Source organism: Mycobacterium hubeiense, from assembly GCF_002838065.1.
Taxonomy (GTDB): domain Bacteria; phylum Actinomycetota; class Actinomycetes; order Mycobacteriales; family Mycobacteriaceae; genus Mycobacterium; species Mycobacterium hubeiense.
The window spans coordinates 1-22,769 of record NZ_PIZU01000047.1 but is presented as its reverse complement, the minus strand read 5'-3'; the positions used below and the strand labels follow the sequence as shown (position 1 = coordinate 22,769).

Sequence of the window (22,769 nt, the reverse complement as noted above, 5' to 3'; positions counted from 1 at the left end):
ACCCATGAGCCCTGGCCAGCGCACCCGTCAGCGATCCACCGTGTTCGCCGCAGCCGAGACCCTTCCGCCCGGCCGCACCGTGCCCGTCCGCTCCAGGGACGGCGTCCGCCTGCACACCGAGGTCTTCGGGCCCGAGGACGGCTACCCGATCGTGCTCGCGCACGGCATCACCTGCGCCATCCGGGTGTGGGCCTACCAGATCGCCGACCTCGCCACCGACTACCGCGTCATCGCATTCGATCACCGCGGCCACGGCCGCAGCGCGGTGCCGCGACAGCGTGGCGCCTACAGCCTCGACCACCTGGCCGCCGACCTCGACGCCGTCCTGGAGGCCACCCTCGCGCCGGGCGAACGCGCCGTCATCGCGGGGCATTCGATGGGCGGTATCGCGATCACCTCCTGGGCCGAGCGCTACGCCGAAAGAGTCCGCGAGCGCGCCGACGCCGTGGCGTTGATCAACACCACGACGGGACAGCTGCTCGAAGAGGTCCAGCTGCTCAGCGTGCCGCCGTGGCTGGCGGCCGGGCGCGTCCGCACGGCGGGCACACTGCTCAAGGCCTTCGGCGCCTTCCCGGTCAGCCGGGCCGCCGCGCCGGCGAGCCGTCGGTTCGTCGCCGCCATGGCGGTCGGGCGCGACGCGGATCCATCGGTCGCGTCCTTCGTGTACGACCTGTTCGCCGCCACATCACCGGCGGGCCGGGGCGGTTGCGCGTCCATGCTGGTCGATGCGCTCGGCCCGCGGCACATCGGCCTGTCGAACCTCACCGTGCCGACATTGGTCATCGGCAGCGAAAAGGACCGCCTGCTGCCGATCGTGTCGTCACGCCGAATCGCCGCTGCCGCACCGAATCTCACCACCTTCGTGGAGCTGCCCGGCGGGCACTGTGCGATTCTCGAGCGGCCTGACGAAGTCAACAAGCAGCTGCGAATACTGGCCGAGGCGGCCACCGAGGAGTTGGCCAGCTCCTAGCGCAACCTCAACTGCTCAGTGAAGCGTGCACTTCGGCAGCCGCGCGCTGACCTGAGCGCACCGCGCCGTCGAGGAACCCCGTCCACTCGTCGGCGGTCTCGGTGCCGGCCCAGAAGATGGTGTCGACGGGTCGACGCAGCCACGGCCCGTAGCTCGTCCACGAGCCAGGCGGCACGGCGGCTGTCGGTCCGCCGGGCGCGAATTCCTCTGTGCCCCAACAGTGGTCGACGTAGTCAAGGGGCTGCAGTGCGGCATCGCCGAACAGGGCGGCGAACCCCGCCAGGGCCTTTTCACGCCGCTCGGCCGGCGACAGCGAGTCGAAAGCCCTCGCATCGGTGAATCCCAGCAGCACACCCGGCCCGTCATCGCCGGGGCTGACATCGAACGTAATGAACACGGGGCCCTCGTCGGAAACCGCCTCGCCCGAACAGCCGTCGGCCCGCCAGAACGGCTTCTCGTACGCGGCGTAGGCCTTGCTCAACTGCCCCTGCGGCCAGTGCTGCGTGAGCTCGACGGCTTCCGGCGGCAATGCGGGCTCGAATTCGATGCCCGCCCGGTGCGCGGGGGCGATGGCGACGATGACGGCCCTGGCCGCGATCGTCGACCCCTCGGACTCGACGAAGACACCGCCGTCGGAACCCCGCACCACCCGTCGCACCGGCGCGTTGAGCGCCACCCGCGGGCCCAACTCGTCGGCCATCCGCACCGCGATCTGCTGCGTTCCGCCGGGGAAGCGGTCCTGCTGCGCGCCGCCCCGGACGTCGAGCATCCGGCCCAGCCCGCCCGCGGCCTTCACGTACCGCGCGGCATGCAGCATCGACACCGCATTAGGCTCACAGCCCCAGGTCACCCGCGACATGATCGCCATCAGATCGCGCGTCGACGCGCTCGCGTACACCGAGCGCAGCCACCGCTCCAGGGTCAGCTCGTCGAGCTTGTGTGCACTCGGTGCCGTCCACGGCTGCTGCAGCGGAACCTGCCGGCACAGACGTTCGAATCGCCACTGGATACGTGACACGTCGAACAGCTCCAGCATCGACAGCCGCGGAATGGTGCTGCGATAGGCGCGCACCCGGCCGCGCCACCGGATCAGATTCTTGCCGCGGCAATAGGTCGGCACCGTCGCGCAGCCCAGTTCTTCGGCCAACCCGAGCACGGCGTCCTGGGTGGGCCCGACGAACGTGCCGCCCAGATCCACCGGAACCCCCGCGATCGTCGTCGTCGCGGACCGGCCGCCGACCCGGGCGCGGCCCTCGAGCACCACCACGTCGTAGGAGCGCCGCACCAGCTCGCGGGCTGCGGTCAGGCCGGCGAACCCGGCACCCACCACGACGACGTCGGCATCGGTTGGCAGCGTCACCCGACTAGGCTCTCACGCCGTGCAGGTCATGACGGCGTTGTTCGGCCCGACGGATGCGATCGAACGGGCCCGCGCGCTGCGCGACGCCGGCGCCAGCGGGGTCTTCACCTTCGAAGGCCCGCACGACGTGTTCGCACCGTTGACGCTGGCATCGACGGTGGACGGCCTGGATCTGATGACCAACGTCGCGATTGCGTTCCCGCGCAACCCGATTCACCTCGCGCATCAGGCGATCGACCATCAACTGCTGTCCAACGGCCGGTTCACCCTCGGGTTGGGCACCCAGATCCGCACCCAGATCGAGAAGCGCTTCGGCGCCGACTTCGACAAACCGGTGAAGCGGATGACGGAGCTTGTCGCGGCGCTGCGGGCCATTTTCGAGGCGTGGACGACGGGGGAGCGGCTCGACTTTCGCGGGGAGTTCTACCGGCACACGTTGATGACACCGACGTTCACGCCCAGCGCCATCCCGCACGGCCCGCCGCCGATCTTCGTCGGAGCGCTCGGGCCGCAGCTGACCCGCGCGACCGCCCGGGTCGCCGATGGTTTGCTCGTGATGCCGTTCGGCTCCAAGCGTTTCCTGCACGAGGTCACCATGACCGGGGTGCGCGACGGGCTGGCGGCCGCCGGGCGCGAACTGTCCGAGTTCGCCGTCGTCCCCGAGATCATCGTGTCGGTCGGCGACGACGACGCGGCTCATGCGCCCGCCCGCCGGCTGCTGGCGTTCTACGGGTCGACGCCCGCCTACCGCCCGGTGCTCGAGCTGCACGGCTGGGGCGATCTTCAGCCGGAGCTCAATGCGCTGTCCAAGCAGGGCCGCTGGCAGGACATGGCCGGGCTGATCGACGACGAGATGCTGCACACCATCGCCGCGTGCGGAAGTCCCGCCGACGTCGCTGCCCACATCAAAGGCCGCGTCGACGGGGTCAGCGACCGCATCTGCCTCTACCAGCCTGGACCCATCGCGGTGGAGTCGTTGGCCGAGATCGTCGACGCGCTCAACCGCTAAGCCCTATCGTGGTACCGAGGCGGACCAAGGGAGGTTCTTCGATGACCGCGACGCAGGCCGACTACTACGACGTGGTGATCATCGGTGCCGGCATCTCGGGGATCGGCGCCGCGTACCGCATCCACGAGAAGAACCCGAACCTGAGCTACACCGTGCTGGAGCGGCGCGAGCGCATCGGCGGGACGTGGGATCTGTTCCGCTATCCCGGTATCCGCTCCGACAGCGACATCTTCACGCTGAGCTTTCCGTTCGAACCGTGGACGCGGCCCGAGAACGTCGCCGACGGCGACGACATCCGCGAGTACCTGAACCACACGGCGCGCAAGCACGGCATCGACAAGCACATCCAGTTCAACACCCGGGTGGTCTCGGTGGACTGGAATTCCGCCACCGACACGTGGACGGTGCACACCGAACAAAACGGCGAGCCCACCACGCTGCGGGGCCGCTTCCTGTTCTTCGGCACCGGCTATTACAACTACGACGAGCCCTACCGCCCGGAATTCCCCGGCATCGAGCAGTTCGGTGGCGAGGTGGTGCATCCGCAGCACTGGCCGGAGTCGTTCGACTACACCGGCAAGCGCGTGGTGGTGATCGGCAGCGGCGCCACGGCGATCAGCCTGATCCCGTCGCTGACCCAAAAGGCCGGCCACGTCACCATGCTGCAGCGCTCACCGACCTACATCCTGTCGATGCCACGGATCAATCCCGTGGTGCAGGCGATCCGGAAAGTGTTGCCCGGCAAGGCCGCTTACTGGGCGGTCCGCTGGTACAACACCGTGGTCACGGTGTTGACCTACGTTATTGCTCGCAAGGCGCCGCGGTTCAGCCGGTGGTTCATCCGGGCGCGTGCGAAAAAGAGCCTGCCCGAGGGTTATCCGGTCGACGTGCACTTCAAGCCGCGCTATGACCCGTGGGATCAGCGGATGTGTCTGATCCTCGACGACGATCTCTACACCGCGATCGGCGACGGGCGGGCCGAGGTGGTCACCGACCACATCGACCACTTCGACGCAAACGGCGTCGTGCTGAAGTCCGGCGGCCGCATCGACGCTGACGTGATCGTCACGGCGACGGGTCTGCAGTTGCAGGCGCTCGGTGGGGTGACGCTCTACGTCGACGGCGTCGAGGTCAAACCGCAGGACCGGTTCGTCTACAAGGAGCACATGCTCGAAGACATCCCGAACCTGGCCTGGTGTGTGGGCTACATCAACGCGTCGTGGACCTTGCGGGCCGACCTGACCGCGCGAGCGGTCGCAAAGCTGTTGGCGTATATGGATTCCCACGGCTACACACACGCCTATCCGCATCTCGGCGACAAACCGATGCCGGAGAAGCCGGCGTGGAACATCAATGCGGGATATGTGCAGCGGGCGGCGCATGTGCTGCCGAAGTCCGGTACGCACCGGCCGTGGAACGTGCGCCACAATTACGTGCTCGATGCCATCGACCATCGGCTCGACCGCATCGAGGAATCGATGGTGTTCGGCCGCGTTGGGGTGCCGGCGGCCAAGACGGCTTGAGGAGAGCCATGGCTCACGACCCTGATTACACCGACGTATTGATCATCGGCGCGGGCATCTCGGGGATCGGCGCCGCGTACCGCATCCACGAGAAGAACCCGAACCTGAGCTACACCGTGCTGGAGCGACGCGAGCGCCTCGGCGGGACGTGGGATCTGTTCCGCTACCCCGGAATTCGGTCGGACAGTGACATCTTTACACTGTGCTTCCCGTGGGAGCCGTGGACGCGACCGGAGATGATCGCCGACGGCGAGCACATCTGGCAGTACCTCGCGGACACTGCCCGCAAACACGGCATCGACAAGCACATTCGGTTCAACACCCATGTGCGCTCTGCGGATTGGGACAGCGGAACCGACACGTGGACGGTGCGCACAGAGCAGGAAGGAGCCGAGAAGACCTACCGGGCGCGCTTCCTGTTCTTCGGCACCGGCTACTACAACTACGACGAGCCCTATCGCCCGGAATTCCCCGGCATCGACGACTTCACCGGCGATGTCATCCATCCGCAACACTGGCCGGAGTCGTTTGACTACACCGGCAAGCGACTGGTGGTGATCGGCAGCGGCGCTACCGCGGTCAGCATGATCCCAACGTTGACCGAGAAGGCGGGCCATGTGATCATGCTGCAACGCACGCCGTCGTACATGATCTCGGCGACCAAGGTCGAGCCGCCAGCCGTCACACTGCGAAAGGTGTTGCCGCTGAGGGCCGCCCACTGGATTGTGCGGTGGCGCAACGCGCTGGTCGGCAGCCTGCTGTGGCTGGTGGCGCGCAAGGCCCCCGAGTTCACCAAGCGCATGCTGCGCCGGATCGCGGAACGCAATCTGCCTGAGGGCTACGACATCGACACCCATTTCAATCCGCCGTACAACCCGTGGGATCAGCGCTTGTGCTTCATCCTCAGCGCCGACTTGTACAAGGCCATCGCCCGCGGCGACGTCGACGTCGTCACCGACCACGTCGACCACATGGACGCCACCGGCATCGTATTGAAGTCCGGCCGCCATCTGGACGCCGACGTGATCATCACCGCGACGGGATTGCAGCTGCAGGCGCTCGGCGGCATCGAGTTGAGCGTCGACGGGGAGCGGGTCAACCCGCACGACCGTTTCCTGTACCGGCGTCACATGCTCGAAGACGTGCCGAACGCAGCATGGTGCGTCGGGTACACCAACGCGTCGTGGACGTTGGGCGCCGACCTGACCGCGCAATCGGTGGCGAAGCTGTTGGCGTACATGGACTCTCACGGCTATACGCACGCCTATCCGCATCGCGGTGACATTGAGATGCCCGAGCAGCCGGCGTTCAACCTGAAGTCGGGTTACGTGCTGCGCGCGTTGGATGTGCTGCCGAAGTCGGGCACCCGCAGGCCATGGATGCTGAGCCACAACTTCCTGCGCGACGCGCTCGCCCATCCCTTCGAGGACATCGAGGAGTCGATGGTGTTCGGCCGCGTACCGGCAGCTGCCCTGCGGTCGGCGTGATTCACGCCTGCTTCACGCGATGCCGAACGGCTCATAGCCGGGGGCGATTTCGGGCCACGGTCTGATGTCACCGAGCATCGCCGCAAGCCCCAGCGCGTAGCGATCCCCGAAACGGGGCGCCACGATCTGCATCCCGATCGGCACGCCCTCGGGGCTCACACCGATCGGCACCGAGACGCCCGGATGGCCGGTGAAGTTCAGCTCGACGGTGTTCACCGGGATCATCGGGTCGTCGGTGACTTCGCCTGCGGCGGTGGGCAACGGCCCTTCCGCCGGCCATGACGTGCAATTGCAGGTCGGCGTGACGAGCACGGCGTCGTCACCCAGAAGGGTTTCGAGCTGGCCTGCGACGGCGTAGCGCAGCCGTTGCGCCGCAACGTAATCGTCGATGCTGACGGTTGTGCCCGCGTAGAGCATGCGGGCCAGCCCGCGCTCGAATTCGTCCCACCGATCCATCCACGACGCGAGCGCCTGCGCGACTTCGGCTGCGCCGATGAGGAACCACGCGCGAGGAGCGCCCGGATCCAAGGGATTAGCGATGCGCTCGACGGGCAGTCCGGCGTTCTCGAGCGCCCCGAGCGTCGCGTCGAACGCGCTCTCGATCGCGGGGTCGACATCGGAGCGCAAGGTGCGCACCGCGAAGACGCGGGACGGCTTTTGCGGCTGGATCGTCACCGCGCCGGGCGGGAGCGCGTTGATGTCGGTGGCGGTCGGGCCGGCCATCACCGACATCTCGAGCAGCACGTCGGTGAGATTCGTGTTGGTCGCGCCCGCGGTCGAGAACGTGAGCCACGGTGGCGCCGTGTCGCGACCGACGACGCCGAGGGTCGGCTTGTACCCGACGAGTCCGCACATCGAGGCAGGGATGCGCACCGAGCCGCCGCCGTCGGTCGTCGTCGCCAACGGCGCGAGCCCTGCCGCCAGCGCAGCGGCGGACCCGCCGCTGGAACGGCCGGGGGAGCGCTGCGGATTCCACGGGTTACGGGTGGCGCCGAACACCATGTTGTCGGTGAAGGCGGTCCAGCCGAATGCGGGTGTGTTGGTCTTGCCGACGACGATGGCGCCGGCCGCGCGCAGGCGGGCGACGGCCGTGGCGTCCGCGGTGGCGGGTGCAGCATCGGCGTAGGGCGATGAGCCGTAGGTCGTCGGCATGCCGGCGACGTCGGAGAGGTCCTTGACGAGCAGCGGGAGCCCGGCGAGCGGACCGGTGCGGCGCGACTCGTCGAGAGAATCCGCCTCGGCGAGAGCCTCTTCGGCGCGCATGCGGACGACGGCGTTCAATGTCGAGTTCGCGGCGTCGATGCGCCGCAGCGACTCTTCGACCAATTCGTGCGGGGAGATCTGCTTGTCTCGTACCGCTTTTGCGAGCTGTCCCGCACCCACCAGTGGCATGCTGGCCTCCTCGTCACTTTGGACAGGAGGCTACCGTGGCAGTCGCCGTCATCGCCGTGTTCTTCTTCGGCATGGGGATCTACGGGCTGGTGGCTCAGGGGGCGTTGGTCCGGCCGTTCGGGCTCGAGCTTGGGCATGACGCGTCGCGCTCCGAAGTGCGGGCGGTGTACGGCGGATTCGGCGTCGCGATCGCGGCGGTCCTGGCGTACGCCGCTATGGACGACACGCACCGGACCGGCATTCTGGTCACGGTCGGCGCGGCGCTGGCCGGGATGGCGTTCGGCCGTGTCGTCGCCGCTGCGGTTGGGGACCGGACGTCGTTCTACCCGAACTGGTTTATTGCCTCGTCGAGGCGGTCGCGGCGGCGGCGTTGTTGGCGGTCGCGCTTATGTGACTGGTGTTGTCACAGGGTCGGTGCATACTTCGCGAAACCGCGTCAGCACGTGCTGACGCGGGCAAGAGACATGTCCCTGGAGACCGCGTCAGCACATGCTGACGCCTGCGGAAGAGGTGGCCCTATGGACGACAAACCCAGGCCATGGTGGATGGACGACCCCGAGCTGCTCGAGATCCGCCGCCGCACGCTGGAGGAGATCGAAACAGCGGGCGAACAGCGCGATCTGATCGACACCGACGCGCCCGATGCTGTGGTCGCGGACTTCTACAGCGGCGACAGCTGGCGCGAACTCGCCGCCGCCCGTGAGGATCTCGCGCGCGCCCGCGAACGCTACGACGAAGCGGTCCGCAAAGCCCGCGCCGTCGGGTTCTCGTGGGGCGAGATCGGCAGGGTGCTCGGCCTGTCCAAGCAGTCGTTGCACCGCCGCTTCACGCGATAGTGAGACCTACGGCGCGACCGTCAACCAGTCTTTGAATCCCGACGGGTCGTGCCGGCCCAGCGCCCCGTGCTCGAACAGGCCCCAACCCTCGACCGTCTTGCCGCCCACCTCACATGTGGCCCGTCCGACGTGGTCGATGACGCCGAACATCGCCCGGCCCGCGACGGCGGGGTCGGTCATGTCGTAGGTCAGCCGTTCGGTGAATTTCTCGCCCTTCCACATGCCGTGCAGCCAGTCCGGGTCGCCGCCGTAGCCGCCGCCGATGTGGATCGGCACCGGCAGCTTGGACTCGACCTCGAACACCACCGGTGTGCCATCGGAGGTTTCCGTCGAAATCGTTGCGCCATAAGGGATTCGGGTACCCGACGTGTAGTGGATCTTGACCCGCGGCCAGCCGAGTTGTTCGACGCGGCCGTCGCGCCAGATCCGGGTGCAGTCGTTCAACGACCGGAACCCGGAAGGCTCCTCCTGGATGATCAGCACGATCGCGAAGTCGTCGAAAGCCATGGGCACATAAAGCCACCACATGCCCTCGAACGGCGGGTGCGCCGGGCGGCCCGCGGGCTCCGGCTCACCGATCGGCCGGATGCCCCACGACCGGTCCCGCGACCCGATCCACACCGACGGGTCGACGGTGATCTCTTCGCCGTCGATCGCGATGACACCGCTCCAGGTGCCCAGCTGCGCGAACCGCTGCGCATCCAGCGTCACCCGGTTGCCGGTGCGCAGCAGATGCCGCTGCTCCTGTACCACGTCGAAGAGCCCCTCCCAAGTGAGGTCGACGGCGATGCCCTCGGTTTCCTCCAGGATCACCCGCTGCTTGCGCAGGGGCTCGGTGACCTCGATGCGGTAGCCGCCGACGTGCGGGTTGAGCCGGTCCTGATCGATACCGTCGCTCAAGTGCACGGCGGTCTGGACGTCGCTCGGCTGGATGTCGCCGGCTCCGCGGCTCCGGCGACGGACCAATACGAACGCGTCCTTCACCCCGAGGTTCGGGTAGTACCCGATGCCGGTGATCAGGAAGATGTCGCCGGTGCGGTCGTGGGCGTTCAGGTACGAGCGGTCGTAGAAGTTGCGGTCCGACGAGCCGGCCCAGGCGATCGGCTGCGGAACCTGGTGGACGGGGAATTCGTCGACAGGACCGAGCATTACGCTTCTCCAATCAGCTTTTTCAGCAAAGATCCGTGGTAGAACAGCGATTCCACGTCGTCGGGCTTCTCGATCTCGCCGAACCGCACGCGGCGCGCACCGGTGCGCATGAACACACACGCCCAGATCACCCCGGAGTACACGTAGAACCAGTGCAGATCGCCGAGCTCAACCCCGGTCAGCGCGGTGTACGTGGCCTTCACGTCGTCTTCCCGCATGAAGTCCGGCATGCCCGGCAGGCCGGCCAAGCCGGTGAGCTCCTGAAAGACCATGTGCGCGAAGATCATCCACGCTACGTCCATCTCGCGCGGCCCCAGCGTCGCCATTTCCCAGTCCAATACCGCGGCCGGCCGGAAGTCCTGATAGAGCACATTGCCGATGCGCGAATCACCCCATATCAGAACGGGATCGGTGGCGGCGACGTCGGCGGGCCAGTTGTCCTCCAGCCATTGCAACGCCCGCTCCAGCAGTTCTGACCGGCCGATGTCCGGCACCGCGAACCGGTACCACGCTTGCAGCCAGTCGAGATTGCGTCGAAGGGCATTGTCCGAAGCGCCTTTGGCCAAGAACCCGAATGTCGTCTCCGGATCGGGAATCGAATGCAGCTTCGCGAGTACCTCGACGGTGCTGTCCTGCAGTTCGCGCTGGCGCTCGGCGGGTGCGTCGTAGAACCAGTTGTCGCCGAACGTGTACGGCATGACGTCGGGCGGCACCACGCCCTCGACCAGGTCCATCAGGAAGAACGGCGTGCCGAGCACCGAGCCCGTCGGCTCCAGCCAGCGCACCCTCGGCACCGGCACATCGGTCTTCTCCGCCACCAGCCGCATCACCTCGAATTGGTGGTCCAGCCGGTACGAGTCGAACACCGGGACGTCTTCGGGAGTCGGAGCGACCCGCGCCACCAGCCTCTGTTCCTCGCCGTCCCACCGGACGGTCAAAATGATTGTCTCCGAAGACATTCCGTTCGCATCGACACCGCTCTCCACGGTGACCTGCGGGGTTACGCCCCCAGGCAGCACCGTCGACAGCCAGCGCGCCATCACGCCGGGCAGCGAGTTGATGTCTCGACTCGAGTGTTGGAGGCGGCTGACGTCTTCGACAGCCGGTTCGCTAGGCATGTGTTCTTTCCTTCGGCCGTAATTACGATACGGTGGGTAGCGTTATGAAAGCAGACCCGTCACCGGTTGACAAGGCCCCGGGTGCCGGACGGCCCCGAGATCCGCGAATCGACGCTGCCATATTGCAGGCAACGGCGGATCTGCTTGTCGAAAGCGGTTATTCGAACCTGACCATGGCCGCGGTCGCCGAACGGGCCGGCACCACCAAGACCGCGCTGTACCGCCGATGGTCGAGCAAGGCGGAGTTGGTGCACGAGGCCGCGTTTCCGGCCGCGCCGACGGCGTTGGTCACCCCGGCCGGGGACATCGCCGCCGACGTACGCGCGATGATCGCGGCCACCCGCGACGTGTTCACCAGCCCGGTGGTGCGCGCGGCACTGCCCGGGTTGATCGCCGACGTCGCCACCGACGCCGAGCTCAACGCGCGCGTGCGGGAGCGGTTCGCGGGCGTGTTCGACGCGGTGCGGCGGCGGGTGCACGAGGCGGTGCAGCGCGGCGAAGTGCACGCCGACGTCGACGCCGACCGGCTGGTCGAAGTGATCGGCGGCGCGACCATGTTGCGCCTGCTGCTGCGCACGGACGAGGAACTCGACGACGACTGGGTTGAGCACACCGCCGCCATCGTCGTGCACGGTGTGGTGGCATAGCCACATGCCCGAGCCGTTCCCCGCCGGCTGGAGCACCGCTCTGGTCCTGGTGCCCCATCCCGATGACCCCGAGTACGGCATCGGCGCCGCCGTCGCCAAGTGGACGGCCGCGGGCCGGACCGTTTACTACGCGCTGGCGTCGCGGGGTGAGGCGGGCATCGCGGGCATTCCGCCGGAGAAGGCGGGCCCGGTGCGTGAACGCGAACAGCGGCACTCGGCGGCCATCGTCGGGGTCGACGACGTGGTGTTCTGGGACTTCCCCGACGGCCAGATCCGCGACACCCCCGAGCTGCGGGCCAAGATCGCCGACGCCATCACCGCAATCAAGCCCGATGTCGTCATCACCATCTACAGCGGCCCGGAGTGGGCGCCCGGACAACCGAACCAGCGCGACCACATCGAGTTCGCCACTGCGGTCGCAAAGGCCTATGACACCCTGTCCGATCCGCCGCGCTGGTTGTTCGAAAACGGACCGGAGATGACGCACGGCGAGACCGTCGACGGGTACGTCGACGTCGCCGTCGAATCACTTTCCGCGCATTTCGCGTATCTGTCGGTGCTGGATCCGGATACCCCCGTCGAGGAGCAGGCCCGCCAACAGGTCGAGATGACCACCCAGCCGCACCCCGAGTTCGGTGGCCGCCACATCGTGGGTTTCATTCTGCGGCGGCGCCGCTGACCTAGCGTCCGATCTGGTTCTTGTTGTGCTCGGACACCGCGCGGTATCGCTCGCCGAGCCCCGCGAAATCCCGGGTCTGGGCACCGGCGATCTCCTGCTCGGCCGCCAGCGCAGGAGTGACGACGGTGTCGGCGCCTCGCCGGTAGATCTCCTTGAGGCCCTTCATGATTGGGCCGGGCACCTCCGCGATCTGAGTGGCCAGCTCGACCGCGCGGCCAACAAGCTGCTCGTGCGGCACCACCTCGGTGACCAGTCCGATGCGCTCGGCGCGGGCGGCGTCGACCACCTCACCGGTCATGGACAGCCGGCGCGCCATCGCAGAGCCGACGACGTGGGGGAGCCGCGCGGTCATCCCGCCGCCGGGCAGGATGCCCACGCGGGCATGGGTGTCGGCGAACACCGCCCGTTCCGAGGCCACCAGGAAGTCGCAGCCGAGCGCCATCTCCAGGCCGCCGGTGAAGGTGGCGCCGTTGATCGCGCCGATGATCGGCGTGACCATCTCGGAGGTCTTGTCGATGCAGCTGTGCGCCCGGAACTCCTCGAAATAGGACAGCCCGAGCCGCTGGGCCTCCTTGAGGTCGACGCCCGCGCAGAATGCGGGATCCGCGCCTGTCAGCACCACCGCCCGCACCGATTCGTCGCCGTCGGCCTCGTCGAGCGCCGCATAGAGCGCCCGGATCAGGTCCCGGCTCAACGCGTTTCGCGCGTCCGGGCGGTTCATCGTAAGCACCCGAACCTGGCCGTGGTCGTTGCTGATGACAAGCGGCTGAGTCATGCGACGAATGTAGCGGGATACTCGGTGGACATGAGGGTGATCATCACCGGCGGCAACAGCGGCATCGGTAAGGCGACCGCTGCTGCGTTGGCCGCCGCGGGTCACAGCCTGGTGATCGCCGCACGCGATGTCGCCAAATCCGAGCGGGCTGCCGACGAGATCGGCGGCGACGTCACCGCCGCTCACCTCGATCTCGCCGACTTGGCCGGCGTGCGCGCGTTCGCCGAAGCAGTGGAAAGCGTTGACGTACTGGTGAACAACGCCGGTGTGCTCGGTCTGCCGCTCACTCGCACGGTCGACGGCTTCGAGGCGCACATGGGTATTAATCACCTCGGCCACTTCGCGTTGACATGCCTGCTGGGCGACCAGATCACCGATCGGGTGGTGTCGGTGGCCAGCGGCGCTCACGCGCTCGGTCGCCTGCATCTCGACGACCTGAATTGGCACACCCGCAGATACTCGTGGTGGGCCGCTTACGCGCAATCCAAATTGGCCACCATGTTGTTCGTCCACGAGTTGGCCCGCCGCGGGATGCGCGCCTACGCGGTCGATCCCGGCGGTGCCGACAGCGATATCACCAGGTACTCGACGGGGTTTCTGGGCTGGGCCCGCGACCAACAGTGGTTGAAGAACTTCCCGCAGAACGTGGCCACCGCGGCGCGAGCCAGCGTCGGCGCGGTGACCACGGACCTGCCCAGCGGCACGTACTTCGCGCCGCGCTTCAAGCAGTTCGGGCAGCCACGGGTCACCCGACCACTCAAGAAGGCCCGCGACCCCGACATGGCCCGTCGATTATGGGAACTTTCCGCCGAATTGACGGGTTGCGACTGGCCCTAACTTGCGAGCAGACAGAGAATCGCGTTACCCAGCCCTGGATTGTGCGATTCTGCGTCTTCTCGCGAGGCGCAATTCGCCAACCAGACTCAGCGCAGGAACTGATCGGCGTTGTTGGCCAGGTCCAGCAGCGGCTGCGGAAGCGCGCCCAGCGCGAACGTGACGGCTGCGGTCACCGTGACGACGGCGGTGGTCATCACGCTGGGCACCACGACCTCGGGCGCATCGTCGGGCGGATCGGTGAAGAACATCAACACGATGACGCGCACGTAGAAGTAAGCGGCCACCGCGCTGGCGATGACGCCGACGATCACCAGCGGGATGGCCCCGCCCTCGCCGGCCGCCTTGAACACCGCGAACTTGCTGACGAAGCCACTGGTCAGCGGGATGCCCGCGAACGCCAACAGGAACAGTGAGAACACCACGCCGACAAGGGGATACCGACGACCCAGCCCCGCCCATCGGACCATCGCGGTGTCCTCGTCGCCGGCGCTGTTGCGGACCAATCCCACCACGGCGAACGCGCCCAATGTGCTGAAACCGTATGCGAACAGATAGAACAACGTCGACGACAAACCAGCCTCATTCACCGCGATGACGCCGGTCAAAATGAACCCGGTATGGGCGATCGCCGAATAGGCCAGCATCCGTTTGACGTCCGTCTGGGTCACCGCGGTGACCGTGCCGATCACCATGGTCAGGATTGCCACTGCCCACAGCACCGGCCGCCAGTCGTCGCGCAGTTCGGGCAGCGCGACGTAAAAGATGCGCAGCATGGCGCCGAACGCGGCGATCTTGGTGGCCGCCGCCATGAACGCGGTGATCGGTGTGGGCGCGCCTTGGTAGACGTCGGGAATCCACGAATGGAACGGCACCGCACCCACTTTGAACAGCACACCGACCAGCAGCAGACCGGTGCCGATCAGGGCCAGCGAGGTCTTACCTGATCCGTCCGCCACTGCCGCGGCGATCCCGTCGAGGCTGAGCGTGCCGGCGTAGCCGTAGAGCAGTGCGACACCGTAGAGAAAGAAAGCCGACGAAAACGCACCCAGCAGAAAGTATTTCAGCGCTGCTTCTTGGGACAGCAGGCGGCGCCGGCGGGCCAGCCCGCACATCAGGTACAGCGGCAGCGACAGCACCTCCAACGCGATGAACATCGTCAGCAGGTCGTCGGAGGCGCCGAACAGCAGCATGCCGCCGACCGCGAACATCGTCAGCGGAAAGACCTCGGTCTGCATCACGGCGGCCTTGGCCGCCACCTGTTCGGCAACGCTGCCGGCCACCGCCGACGCCTGCGGGGTGAACGCGTCCAAGCCGCCGGAAGGCGGTTCAGAGTCGCCGCGCGCGGGGATCGGCCGTTCGGCGATCAGCAGGATTCCGAGAATTGCGACCAACAGGATGGTGCCCTGCAAGAACAACGCTGGGGCATCGACGGCGACGGCACCGAGCACGGCGCTGTGGCCGACGGCGTCGCCCAGATCACGCGCCAGCAGCACCACTGCGACGAACGCCGCCACCGATCCGCCTAGGGCCAAGGTCAATTGGGCGCGATAGCGGCCGTTGCGCGGCACGAACGCTTCGACGAGCACTCCGGCGATGGCGACCCCGAAGACGATCAGCATGGGGGAGAGCAGGCCGTACTCGACGTTGGGGGTGAACACGCTGATGCGATCGTTCATCGCGCGGGGCCTTCCGCCATCCGGGGTGCCGGATCGGGCTGATTGATCGTCGTCAAGGTGTGGGTGACGGCGGGGTTGATCACGTCGAGTGCGGGTTTGGGATAGACACCGAGCACGAGCAGCAGTGCGATCAGCGGTGCGACGACAACGATTTCACGGGGCACCAGATCACGCAGCCGCTCGTTGTCCTCTTTGACCGGGCCGCCCATCATCCGTTGATAGGCCCACAGAATGTAGATCGCCGAGAGCACCAGTGCGCTGGCGGCGAATACGGCGAACACCGGGTAGCGCGTGAATGTGCCGACCAGAACCAGGAATTCGCTGATGAACGGTGCCAGCCCGGGCAGCGACAGCGTGGCCAGACCGGCGACCAGGAACGTGCCCGCCAGCACCGGCGCGACCTTCTGTACGCCGCCGTAGGCGTTGATGAGCCGGGTTCCGCGGCGCGACACCAGGAATCCGGCGATCAGGAACAGGGCGGCGGTGGAGATGCCGTGGTTGATCATGTACAGCGTGGAGCCCGCCTGGCCCTGGCTGGTCATCACGAAGATGCCGAGGATGATGAACCCGAAGTGGGAGATCGACGTATAGGCGATCAACCGCATGACGTCGGTCTGGCCGATCGCCACGATCGCGCCGTACACAATGCCGATCACGGCCAGCGTGATGATCAGCGGCCGGAAATAGGTTGACGCGTCAGGAAACAACTGCAGGCAGTAGCGCAGCATGCCGAACGTGCCGACCTTGTCCATCACCGCCATCATCAGCACCGCGCTAGCCGGGGTGGCCTCCACCGCAGCGTCGGGCAGCCAGCGATGGAACGGCCACAGCGGAGCCTTGACCGCAAACGCGAACATGAAGCCAACGAACAGCAGGTTCACAATCGCGGGGTTGACGACGAATTGGCCGGCCGACACCGCGGCGACGATCTGGCGGAAGTCGAAGGTGCCGCCGTCGAAGGCGTCGCTCTGCGCGGTCATCACATACAGGCCGATCACCGCGGCGAGCATGATCAGGCCGCCGAACAGGTTGTACAGCAAGAACTTCACCGCTGCTTTAGATCTGTTCTCGCCGCCGAACCCGCCGATGAGGAAGTACATCGGGATCAGCATGGCCTCGAAGAAGACGTAGAACAGCAGCACGTCCAGCGCGATCAACGACATGAGCACCATGCCCTCGACGGCCAGCGTCAGCGCCAGATACGTCTGAACCGATCGGCCCTGCTCGGCCGCGTCGTTCCAGCCCGCGATGATGAGAATGGGCACCAGCACGGCGGTGAGCAGCACCAGGGCCAGTGCGATGCCGTCGATCCCGAGGATGTAGCCAGTACCGAACGACGGTATCCACGTGTGGGATTCGACGAACTGATACTGCTCCCCGCCGGGATCGAACCGCACCGCCAGCACCACCGCGAGCACCAGTACCACCAACGACACCGTCAGCGCGACCCACTTCGCGGCCGTGCGGTGCGCCGTCGGCGCCAGCATCACCAGACCGGCGCCGAGCATCGGCACCGCCCACAGCACGGTCAGCCAGGGGAAGGTCATGACCACAGTTGCACCGCCAGGATCGCGGCGACCACCAGGGCCGCACCGGCCAGCATCGACAGGGCGTACGAGCGGGCGAAGCCGGTTTGCAGCTGCCGCATACCGTTTGAGGTCCGGGCGACCAGGGCGGCCAAACCGCTTGCAGCGCCGTCGACGCCGCGGTCGTCGACCTCCACCAGCCCCTCGGTGAGCAGCTGCCCAGGCCGCATGAACACGCCCTCGTTGAAGGCATCACCATAAAGGTCCTTGCGCGCAGCCACCGCGAATACCGAGCCCGCGGGCGCTTCCTCGGGCACCGGCCGGCTGCCGTACATGCGGTAGGCGATCGCGATACCGACCGCCACGGTCGCCAGGATGATCGTGGTCGCCACCCACACCGGCATGACGTGGTGGGCCTCGTGGGTGCCGACGACGGGTTCAAGCCAGTGCTCGAGTGTGCCGCCGATGGCCAGCAGTCCGCCGGACGCCACCGAGCCGACGGCCAGCAGGATCATCGGCCAGGTCATCACCTTTGGCGCCTCATGCGGATGTGTGTCTGACGCCCAACGTTTTTCGCCGAAGAACGTCATCAGCATCACCCTGGTCATGTAGAACGCGGTGATACCGGCGCCGAGCAGCGCCGCTCCGCCGAGCAGGACGCCCCGGACGCCGCCGGCACCGAGCGCGGTCTCGATGATGGCGTCCTTGGAGAAGAACCCCGCCAGCGGCGGCACCCCGATGATGGCCAGATAGCCGAGCCCGAATGTGACGTAGGTGATCGGCAGGACGGTGCGTAGCCCGCCGTAGCGGCGCATGTTCACTTCGTCGTTCATCGCGTGCATGACGGAGCCGGCGCCGAGGAACAAGCCGGCCTTGAAGAAGCCGTGGGTGAGCAGGTGCAGGATGGCGAAGGCGTAGCCGGCCGGGCCCAGCCCGGCGGCCAGCACCATGTAACCGATCTGCGACATCGTCGATGCAGCAAGGGCTTTCTTGATGTCGTCCTTGGCGCAGCCGACGATCGCACCGAACAGCAGCGTCACCGCGCCGACGATCACCACGCCCGTCTGCGCGTGCGGCGCAAGGTCGAACACCGGTCCGGACCGCACAATCAGATAGACGCCCGCGGTCACCATGGTGGCCGCGTGGATCAGCGCCGAGACGGGGGTCGGGCCTTCCATCGCGTCGCCCAGCCAGGACTGCAGCGGCACCTGCGCGGATTTGCCGCACGCCGCCAACAGCAGCAGCAACCCGATCGCGGTCAGCGCGCCCTCGCTCAAACCCGGTGCGGCACTGAAGACGTCGGCGAACGAGATGGAGCCGATATAGCTGAACATCACAAACATCGCCAGTGCGAGGCCGACGTCGCCGACTCGGTTGACCACAAAGGCCTTTTTGGCGGCGGTGGCCGCCGATGGCTTGTGTTGCCAGAAGCCGATCAGCAGGTATGACGCGAGACCGACGCCTTCCCATCCGACGTACAGGCCGAGATAGTTGTCGGCGAGCACGAGCAGGAGCATCGCGGCCAGGAACAGGTTCAGGTAGGCGAAAAACCGGCGCCGGTCGGGGTCCTCGGCCATGTAGCCGACGGAGTAGATGTGGATCAGCGAGCCGACGCCGGTGATCAGCAGCACGAAACACATTGACAGCTGGTCGAGTTGCAGCCCGAAGTCCACCTGAAGCCCGGCCACCGGCACCCAGGAGAACAGGGTCTCGGCCGTGGTGCGGTGCTCGGCGTCGTGGCCGACCATGTCGACGAACAGCACCGCCCCGACCGCGAAGGACGCCAGCGCCGACGCACAGCCCAGCAGATGCCCCCAGGAATCGGAGCGTCGGCCGGCGAGCAGCAGCACCGCCGCGCTCGCCGCCGGGAGCGCGATCACCAGCCACACAAGCGTCGTCATGGCTAGTGTTTCAGCAGGCTGGCGTCGTCGACCGAGGCCGACTTTCGGGTGCGGAAGATGGTCATGATGATCGCCAGGCCGACGACCACTTCGCAAGCGGCGACCACCATGGTGAAGAACGCCACCACCTGGCCGTCGAGGTGGCCGTGCATGCGGGAGAACGCGACGAATGCCAGATTGCAGGCATTGAGCATCAGCTCGATGCACATGAACATGACGATCGCGTTGCGGCGCAACAGAACTCCAGCGGCGCCAATGGTGAACAACAGCGCCGACAAGTACAGATAGTTATCTGGGTTCATCGCTCACCGCTCTCACCGTCGGTCGAGGTCGGGACACCACGTCGCCGCAGGATCGCGCTGACGGACAGTTCGGAGGCCGAGCCGTTTGGAAGCCGCGCGGGCACGTCGACGGCGTTGTTGCGGGCATACACACCAGAACTGGGCATCGGCGTGGGGTGTCCACCCGCGCGGAACCGTTCGATGGCAAGTTCGCGTTGAGACTTGCGACGCTCGAAGCGCTCCCGGTGCGCCAGCACCATCGCCCCCAACGCGGCGGTGATCAGCAGTGCGCCGGTCAGTTCGAACGCCCACAGATACCGGGTGAAGATCAGCGCGGCGAGCCCTTCGACGTTGTAATTGGTGTTGGCCTCCGGCAGGCCGGTGAACCCCATCACGGACACATTGCCGATTCCGGCGATCAACAGCACGCCGAAGCCGACGCCGGCCGCTATGGCTGCAACCCGTTGTCCGCGTAGCGTTTCCACTAGCGACTCGGACGTGTCCACCCCGATGAGCATCAACACGAACAAGAACAGCATCATCACCGCGCCGGTGTACACCACCACCTGCACCACACCGAGGAAGAGTGCTTCCTGAGCGATGTAGAGCACCGCGAGCACGATCATCGTCATGGCCAAGAACACCGCTGAGTACACGGCCTTGGGTGCGGCGACAACACCGATCGCACCCACCAGGGCGACGGCACCGAGTACCCAGAACAGCACCGCCTCAGACGTCGACGTGCGTGCCGCGCCCTCGGCGGCCAACAGCGCGACGTCGGCCGTCACCGCACGTCCTCCGTCAGGGGGCCGATCTTGCCTAGGTAGTAGTCCTCGTCTGTGGTGCCCGGCGCCATCGGATGTGGCGGCGGTTGCATGCCCGGTTGCAGTGGGGCGAGCAGCTTGTCCTTACCCCAGATCAGGTCTGCCCGATTGTCGTCGGCCATCTCGTAGTCGTTGGTCATCGTCAGTGCGCGGGTGGGGCATGCTTCGATACACAAACCGCAACCGATACAGCGCAGGTAGTTGATCTGGTAGACGCGGCCGTAGCGTTCGCCGGGCGAATAGCGTTCCTCCTCAGTGTTATCCGCGCCTTCGACGTAGATGGCGTCGGCGGGGCAGGCCCACGCGCACAGTTCGCATCCGATGCACTTTTCCAGTCCGTCGGGATATCGGTTGAGCTGATGTCGGCCGTGGTAACGCGGCGCGACGGGGCCCGGGTGCTCCGGATACTGTTCGGTGACAGGCTTTTTGAACATGGTGCCGAACGTGACACCGAAACCCTTTATGGCGTCGAGGAATTTAGGCATCGGCGGGCTCCTTTGTGGCCGTCGGCAGCGGCGGCACCGGGTACGCGCCGGCGTCGCTCACTTGCTCCGGGATTCTCCGTACGGCTCTGGCCCGCAACGCTCGCCACAGCGCGACAGCGAGAACGAGTGCGGTCACCACACCGATTCCGAGCAGCGCGGTGGCCCACAATTGGTAGCCCTCGCTGCGCAGGCTGCGGGTGGTGGCGACGACCATGATCCAGGCCAGCGACGTAGGGATCAGGATCTTCCAGCCCAGCGCCATGAACTGGTCGTAGCGCATCCGGGGCAGGGTGGCGCGCAGCCAGAAGAAGAGGAACAAAAACGCCCAGACCTTGGCGGTGAACCAGAGCAGCGGCCACCACCCGCTGTTGGCGCCATCCCAGATGTTGATGGGCCACGGGGCGTGCCACCCGCCGAGGAACATCGTGGTGGCCAGCGCAGAGACGGTGGTCATGTTGACGTACTCGGCCAGCATGAACATGGCGAACTTCAGCGACGAGTACTCGGTGTGGAACCCGCCGACCAGCTCGCCCTCGGCCTCGGGCAAATCGAATGGGGCGCGATTCGTTTCACCGACCATCGACGTCACGTAGACCAGGAACGAGGGGATCAGCAGGAAGACGAACCAGGTGCCATCTTGCGCGGCGACGATCCCGGACGTCGACATCGTGCCGGCGTAGAGGAAGACCGCCGCGAAGGACAGCGCCATCGCGATCTCGTAGGAGATCACCTGCGCGCTCGAACGCAATCCACCCAGCAGCGGGTAGGTGGAGCCGGACGCCCAGCCCGCCAGCACGATGCCGTACACCCCGATGGAGGTGACGGCGAGGATGTAGAGCACGGCGACGGCCAGGTCGGTCAATTGCAGCGGTGTGCGGTGTCCGAACACCGACACCTCGCCGCCCATGGGTATCACCGCGAACGCCATGAACGCGGGGATGACCGAAATGACCGGCGCGAGAAGGTACACGGGTTTGTCGACGCCAGCCGGGGTGATGCCTTCCTTCAGAGCGAGCTTGATGCCGTCGGCCAACGACTGCAGCAGGCCGTGCGGCCCAACCCGGTTGGGCCCGAACCGCATCTGCATCCGGCCCAGCAGCTTGCGTTCGATCAGGATCGCCGCCAGCACGGTGAGAAGCAGGAAGACAAAGATGCCGATGGCCTTGGCGAGGATGAGCCACCAGGGGTCGTGCCCGAAGAGAGTGGGATCGGGATGTGTCATGACGCCCTCCCGATCGATACCACCGCACCCGCGGGCGCACCGAGCTGCTGGTGCACGGCGGAGCCCGCCGAATTCTGCGGCAACCACACGACGCGCTCGGCCATGTCGGTGACGGCCAGGGGCAGCACGATTTCGCCGCGTTCGGTGCCGATCGTGATCAGATCGCCCTCGGCCGCACCGATTTCGGCGGCCGTGGCGGGGGCCAGCCGTGCGACCGGGTTTCGGGCGGTGCCGGCCAGGTATGGTTCGCCGTCTTGAAGGCGCCCGGCGTCGAGCAGCATCCGCCAGCTCGCCAGCACCGCCTGACCCGGCCCGGGCTGTGGTGGACGCGGAGCCGTCACGGTCGGCGGGTGCGGCCGTTCGCCGGCCCACAGGCCGAGCCGGGCGAGTTCCTCGCCTGCGGCCAGCGCGCTGGGCAGGCCGAGATCCACGCCGATCTCGTCGGCCAGGAAATGCAGCACCCGCAGGTCCGGAATCGCGTTGGTCTGCAGTGCGACGTCGAACGGCCGAATCCGGCCCTCCCAGTTGACAAACGAGCCTGCCTTCTCGGCCACCGGGGCGACGGGGAACACTACGTCGGCGAGTTCGGTCACCGCGCTTTCGCGGAGTTCGAGGCTGACCACGAACGGCACCGCCTCCAGGGCGGCCAGGGCAGCGGCGGGGTCGGGGAGATCGGCGGGCTCGACCCCGCCGACGAGCAGCGCGCCGAGTTCACCTGCGTGCGCCGCGGCCAGCATCGCGGCGGTGTCGCGTCCGCGCGTCCTCGGCAGGTCGGCGACGTTCCAGGCCGAGGCGGTCTGTTCACGCGCCGTCGCATCCGCGACCGGGCGCCCGCCGGGCAGCAGGTCGGGAAGCGCGCCGGCTTCCAGCGCGCCGCGTTCACCGGCACGCCGCGGGATCCATGCCAGCCGCGCACCGGTTTTCGCCGCTAGCCGGCTCGCCGCGGACAGCGCGCCGGGGCTGGTGGCCAAGCGTTCGCCGACCAGAATCAGCGCGCCGGGCAGGTGCAGCAGCGCGTCGTCGCCGAGGTCGTCGAGCACCGTCGCCTCGGCGCCCGGTACCGCCGACACGA

General features: G+C 67.0%; 21 protein-coding genes and 1 pseudogene. 9 read left to right on the top strand and 13 right to left on the bottom strand.

The window, feature by feature from the left end; translation table 11 throughout:
• Nucleotides 1–4: 4 nt before the first annotated feature.
• A complete protein-coding gene (locus CWS39_RS24550) occupies nt 5–970 on the top strand; it encodes an alpha/beta fold hydrolase (RefSeq protein WP_102145503.1) in 966 nt (321 codons plus the stop codon).
• A gap of 7 nt (nt 971–977) precedes the next feature.
• On the opposite strand, the gene CWS39_RS24545 is transcribed toward CWS39_RS24550, so the two are convergent.
• Complete coding sequence (locus CWS39_RS24545; protein WP_102145502.1) at nt 978–2,330, bottom strand: flavin monoamine oxidase family protein; 1,353 nt, start codon at nt 2,328–2,330, stop codon at nt 978–980.
• 28 nt (nt 2,331–2,358) lie between these two features.
• Between CWS39_RS24545 and CWS39_RS24540 the strand changes: the two genes are divergently transcribed.
• The 3 genes from CWS39_RS24540 to CWS39_RS24530 are packed head-to-tail and all read left to right on the top strand — an operon-like array spanning nt 2,359 to nt 6,349.
• A complete protein-coding gene (locus CWS39_RS24540) occupies nt 2,359–3,339 on the top strand; it encodes a TIGR03617 family F420-dependent LLM class oxidoreductase (RefSeq protein WP_199178295.1) in 981 nt (326 codons plus the stop codon).
• A 41-nt stretch (nt 3,340–3,380) separates the two neighbouring features.
• A complete protein-coding gene (locus tag CWS39_RS24535; protein WP_102145500.1) occupies nt 3,381–4,862 on the top strand; it encodes a flavin-containing monooxygenase in 1,482 nt (493 codons plus the stop codon).
• An 8-nt stretch (nt 4,863–4,870) separates the two neighbouring features.
• Entirely contained in the window at nt 4,871–6,349 is a 1,479-nt protein-coding gene (locus CWS39_RS24530) for a flavin-containing monooxygenase (protein ID WP_102145499.1), read from the top strand.
• A 12-nt stretch (nt 6,350–6,361) separates the two neighbouring features.
• On the opposite strand, the gene CWS39_RS24525 is transcribed toward CWS39_RS24530, so the two are convergent.
• Nucleotides 6,362–7,741: an amidase gene (locus tag CWS39_RS24525; protein ID WP_102145498.1), complete on the bottom strand. Its 1,380-nt coding sequence runs from the start codon at nt 7,739–7,741 to the stop codon at nt 6,362–6,364.
• A 71-nt stretch (nt 7,742–7,812) separates the two neighbouring features.
• On the opposite strand from CWS39_RS24525, the pseudogene CWS39_RS30390 reads away from it, so the two are divergent.
• Together CWS39_RS30390 and CWS39_RS30385 are read left to right on the top strand one after the other, a co-directional pair.
• Nucleotides 7,813–8,135, top strand: a pseudogene (locus CWS39_RS30390) (DUF4345 family protein).
• Between the two features lie 124 nt (nt 8,136–8,259).
• The gene (locus CWS39_RS30385; protein ID WP_233213673.1) at nt 8,260–8,577 is read left to right on the top strand and encodes a hypothetical protein; all 318 of its coding nucleotides are present in this window, start codon (nt 8,260–8,262) and stop codon (nt 8,575–8,577) included.
• A 6-nt stretch (nt 8,578–8,583) separates the two neighbouring features.
• Here the strand turns inward: CWS39_RS30385 and CWS39_RS24510 are convergent, their stop codons facing one another.
• On the bottom strand, nt 8,584–9,726 hold the full coding sequence (locus tag CWS39_RS24510) for an Rv3169 family protein (protein ID WP_102145497.1): 1,143 nt from the start codon (nt 9,724–9,726) through the stop codon (nt 8,584–8,586).
• Nucleotides 9,726–10,844 (bottom strand): phosphotransferase family protein, encoded by a 1,119-nt coding sequence (locus CWS39_RS24505; RefSeq protein WP_102145496.1) that lies wholly within the window; start codon nt 10,842–10,844, stop codon nt 9,726–9,728. Before CWS39_RS24505 ends, CWS39_RS24510 begins: the two co-directional genes overlap by 1 nt.
• A gap of 44 nt (nt 10,845–10,888) precedes the next feature.
• On the opposite strand from CWS39_RS24505, the gene CWS39_RS24500 reads away from it, so the two are divergent.
• Together CWS39_RS24500 and CWS39_RS24495 are read left to right on the top strand one after the other, a co-directional pair.
• On the top strand, nt 10,889–11,491 hold the full coding sequence (locus tag CWS39_RS24500; protein WP_102145495.1) for a TetR/AcrR family transcriptional regulator: 603 nt from the start codon (nt 10,889–10,891) through the stop codon (nt 11,489–11,491).
• A 4-nt stretch (nt 11,492–11,495) separates the two neighbouring features.
• Nucleotides 11,496–12,170 (top strand): PIG-L deacetylase family protein, encoded by a 675-nt coding sequence (locus CWS39_RS24495; protein ID WP_102145494.1) that lies wholly within the window; start codon nt 11,496–11,498, stop codon nt 12,168–12,170.
• 1 nt (nt 12,171) lies between these two features.
• Here CWS39_RS24495 and CWS39_RS24490 read toward each other — a convergent pair whose 3' ends face one another.
• A complete protein-coding gene (locus tag CWS39_RS24490) occupies nt 12,172–12,945 on the bottom strand; it encodes an enoyl-CoA hydratase (protein ID WP_102145493.1) in 774 nt (257 codons plus the stop codon).
• A gap of 30 nt (nt 12,946–12,975) precedes the next feature.
• Here CWS39_RS24490 and CWS39_RS24485 point away from each other — a divergent pair, with 30 nt between their 5' ends.
• On the top strand, nt 12,976–13,782 hold the full coding sequence (locus tag CWS39_RS24485; protein ID WP_102145492.1) for an SDR family NAD(P)-dependent oxidoreductase: 807 nt from the start codon (nt 12,976–12,978) through the stop codon (nt 13,780–13,782).
• 86 nt (nt 13,783–13,868) lie between these two features.
• Here the strand turns inward: CWS39_RS24485 and nuoN are convergent, their stop codons facing one another.
• The 8 genes from nuoN to CWS39_RS24445 form a co-directional block, all read right to left on the bottom strand.
• On the bottom strand, nt 13,869–15,458 hold the full coding sequence (nuoN, locus tag CWS39_RS24480) for an NADH-quinone oxidoreductase subunit NuoN (protein WP_199178293.1): 1,590 nt from the start codon (nt 15,456–15,458) through the stop codon (nt 13,869–13,871).
• The gene (locus CWS39_RS24475; protein WP_199178292.1) at nt 15,455–17,005 is read right to left on the bottom strand and encodes an NADH-quinone oxidoreductase subunit M; all 1,551 of its coding nucleotides are present in this window, start codon (nt 17,003–17,005) and stop codon (nt 15,455–15,457) included. Before CWS39_RS24475 ends, nuoN begins: the two co-directional genes overlap by 4 nt.
• Complete coding sequence (gene nuoL, locus CWS39_RS24470; RefSeq protein WP_102145490.1) at nt 17,002–18,885, bottom strand: NADH-quinone oxidoreductase subunit L; 1,884 nt, start codon at nt 18,883–18,885, stop codon at nt 17,002–17,004. The genes CWS39_RS24475 and nuoL overlap by 4 nt, the downstream gene beginning before the upstream one ends.
• 2 nt (nt 18,886–18,887) lie before the next feature.
• Nucleotides 18,888–19,187, bottom strand: a complete 300-nt coding sequence (gene nuoK, locus CWS39_RS24465; protein ID WP_102145489.1) for an NADH-quinone oxidoreductase subunit NuoK — start codon at nt 19,185–19,187, stop codon at nt 18,888–18,890.
• Entirely contained in the window at nt 19,184–19,936 is a 753-nt protein-coding gene (locus tag CWS39_RS24460) for an NADH-quinone oxidoreductase subunit J (protein ID WP_431306182.1), read from the bottom strand. The genes nuoK and CWS39_RS24460 overlap by 4 nt, the downstream gene beginning before the upstream one ends.
• Before the next feature lie 14 nt (nt 19,937–19,950).
• Nucleotides 19,951–20,475 (bottom strand): NADH-quinone oxidoreductase subunit NuoI, encoded by a 525-nt coding sequence (gene nuoI / locus CWS39_RS24455; protein ID WP_102145487.1) that lies wholly within the window; start codon nt 20,473–20,475, stop codon nt 19,951–19,953.
• Nucleotides 20,468–21,697 (bottom strand): NADH-quinone oxidoreductase subunit NuoH, encoded by a 1,230-nt coding sequence (nuoH, locus tag CWS39_RS24450; RefSeq protein ID WP_102145486.1) that lies wholly within the window; start codon nt 21,695–21,697, stop codon nt 20,468–20,470. The genes nuoI and nuoH overlap by 8 nt, the downstream gene beginning before the upstream one ends.
• On the bottom strand, nt 21,694–22,769 hold a 1,076-nt coding region (locus tag CWS39_RS24445), incomplete at its 5' end, for a molybdopterin dinucleotide binding domain-containing protein (RefSeq protein WP_158240393.1). The genes CWS39_RS24445 and nuoH, both read right to left, overlap by 4 nt.

What these genes read in the sequence shown, in the direction of transcription:
- CWS39_RS24550 (WP_102145503.1), top strand. Translation starts at nt 5, where the DNA reads ATGAGCCCTGGCCAGCGCACCCGTCAGCGATCCACCGTGTTCGCCGCA.
- CWS39_RS24540 (WP_199178295.1), top strand. Translation starts at nt 2,359, where the DNA reads ATGACGGCGTTGTTCGGCCCGACGGATGCGATCGAACGGGCCCGCGCG.
- CWS39_RS24535 (WP_102145500.1), top strand. Translation starts at nt 3,381, where the DNA reads ATGACCGCGACGCAGGCCGACTACTACGACGTGGTGATCATCGGTGCC.
- CWS39_RS24530 (WP_102145499.1), top strand. Translation starts at nt 4,871, where the DNA reads ATGGCTCACGACCCTGATTACACCGACGTATTGATCATCGGCGCGGGC.
- CWS39_RS24525 (WP_102145498.1), bottom strand. Translation starts at nt 7,741, where the DNA reads ATGCCACTGGTGGGTGCGGGACAGCTCGCAAAAGCGGTACGAGACAAG.
- CWS39_RS30385 (WP_233213673.1), top strand. Translation starts at nt 8,260, where the DNA reads ATGGACGACAAACCCAGGCCATGGTGGATGGACGACCCCGAGCTGCTC.
- CWS39_RS24510 (WP_102145497.1), bottom strand. Translation starts at nt 9,726, where the DNA reads ATGCTCGGTCCTGTCGACGAATTCCCCGTCCACCAGGTTCCGCAGCCG.
- CWS39_RS24505 (WP_102145496.1), bottom strand. Translation starts at nt 10,844, where the DNA reads ATGCCTAGCGAACCGGCTGTCGAAGACGTCAGCCGCCTCCAACACTCG.
- CWS39_RS24500 (WP_102145495.1), top strand. Translation starts at nt 10,889, where the DNA reads ATGAAAGCAGACCCGTCACCGGTTGACAAGGCCCCGGGTGCCGGACGG.
- CWS39_RS24495 (WP_102145494.1), top strand. Translation starts at nt 11,496, where the DNA reads ATGCCCGAGCCGTTCCCCGCCGGCTGGAGCACCGCTCTGGTCCTGGTG.
- CWS39_RS24490 (WP_102145493.1), bottom strand. Translation starts at nt 12,945, where the DNA reads ATGACTCAGCCGCTTGTCATCAGCAACGACCACGGCCAGGTTCGGGTG.
- CWS39_RS24485 (WP_102145492.1), top strand. Translation starts at nt 12,976, where the DNA reads ATGAGGGTGATCATCACCGGCGGCAACAGCGGCATCGGTAAGGCGACC.
- nuoN (WP_199178293.1), bottom strand. Translation starts at nt 15,458, where the DNA reads ATGAACGATCGCATCAGCGTGTTCACCCCCAACGTCGAGTACGGCCTG.
- CWS39_RS24475 (WP_199178292.1), bottom strand. Translation starts at nt 17,005, where the DNA reads ATGACCTTCCCCTGGCTGACCGTGCTGTGGGCGGTGCCGATGCTCGGC.
- nuoL (WP_102145490.1), bottom strand. Translation starts at nt 18,885, where the DNA reads ATGACGACGCTTGTGTGGCTGGTGATCGCGCTCCCGGCGGCGAGCGCG.
- nuoK (WP_102145489.1), bottom strand. Translation starts at nt 19,187, where the DNA reads ATGAACCCAGATAACTATCTGTACTTGTCGGCGCTGTTGTTCACCATT.
- nuoI (WP_102145487.1), bottom strand. Translation starts at nt 20,475, where the DNA reads ATGCCTAAATTCCTCGACGCCATAAAGGGTTTCGGTGTCACGTTCGGC.
- nuoH (WP_102145486.1), bottom strand. Translation starts at nt 21,697, where the DNA reads ATGACACATCCCGATCCCACTCTCTTCGGGCACGACCCCTGGTGGCTC.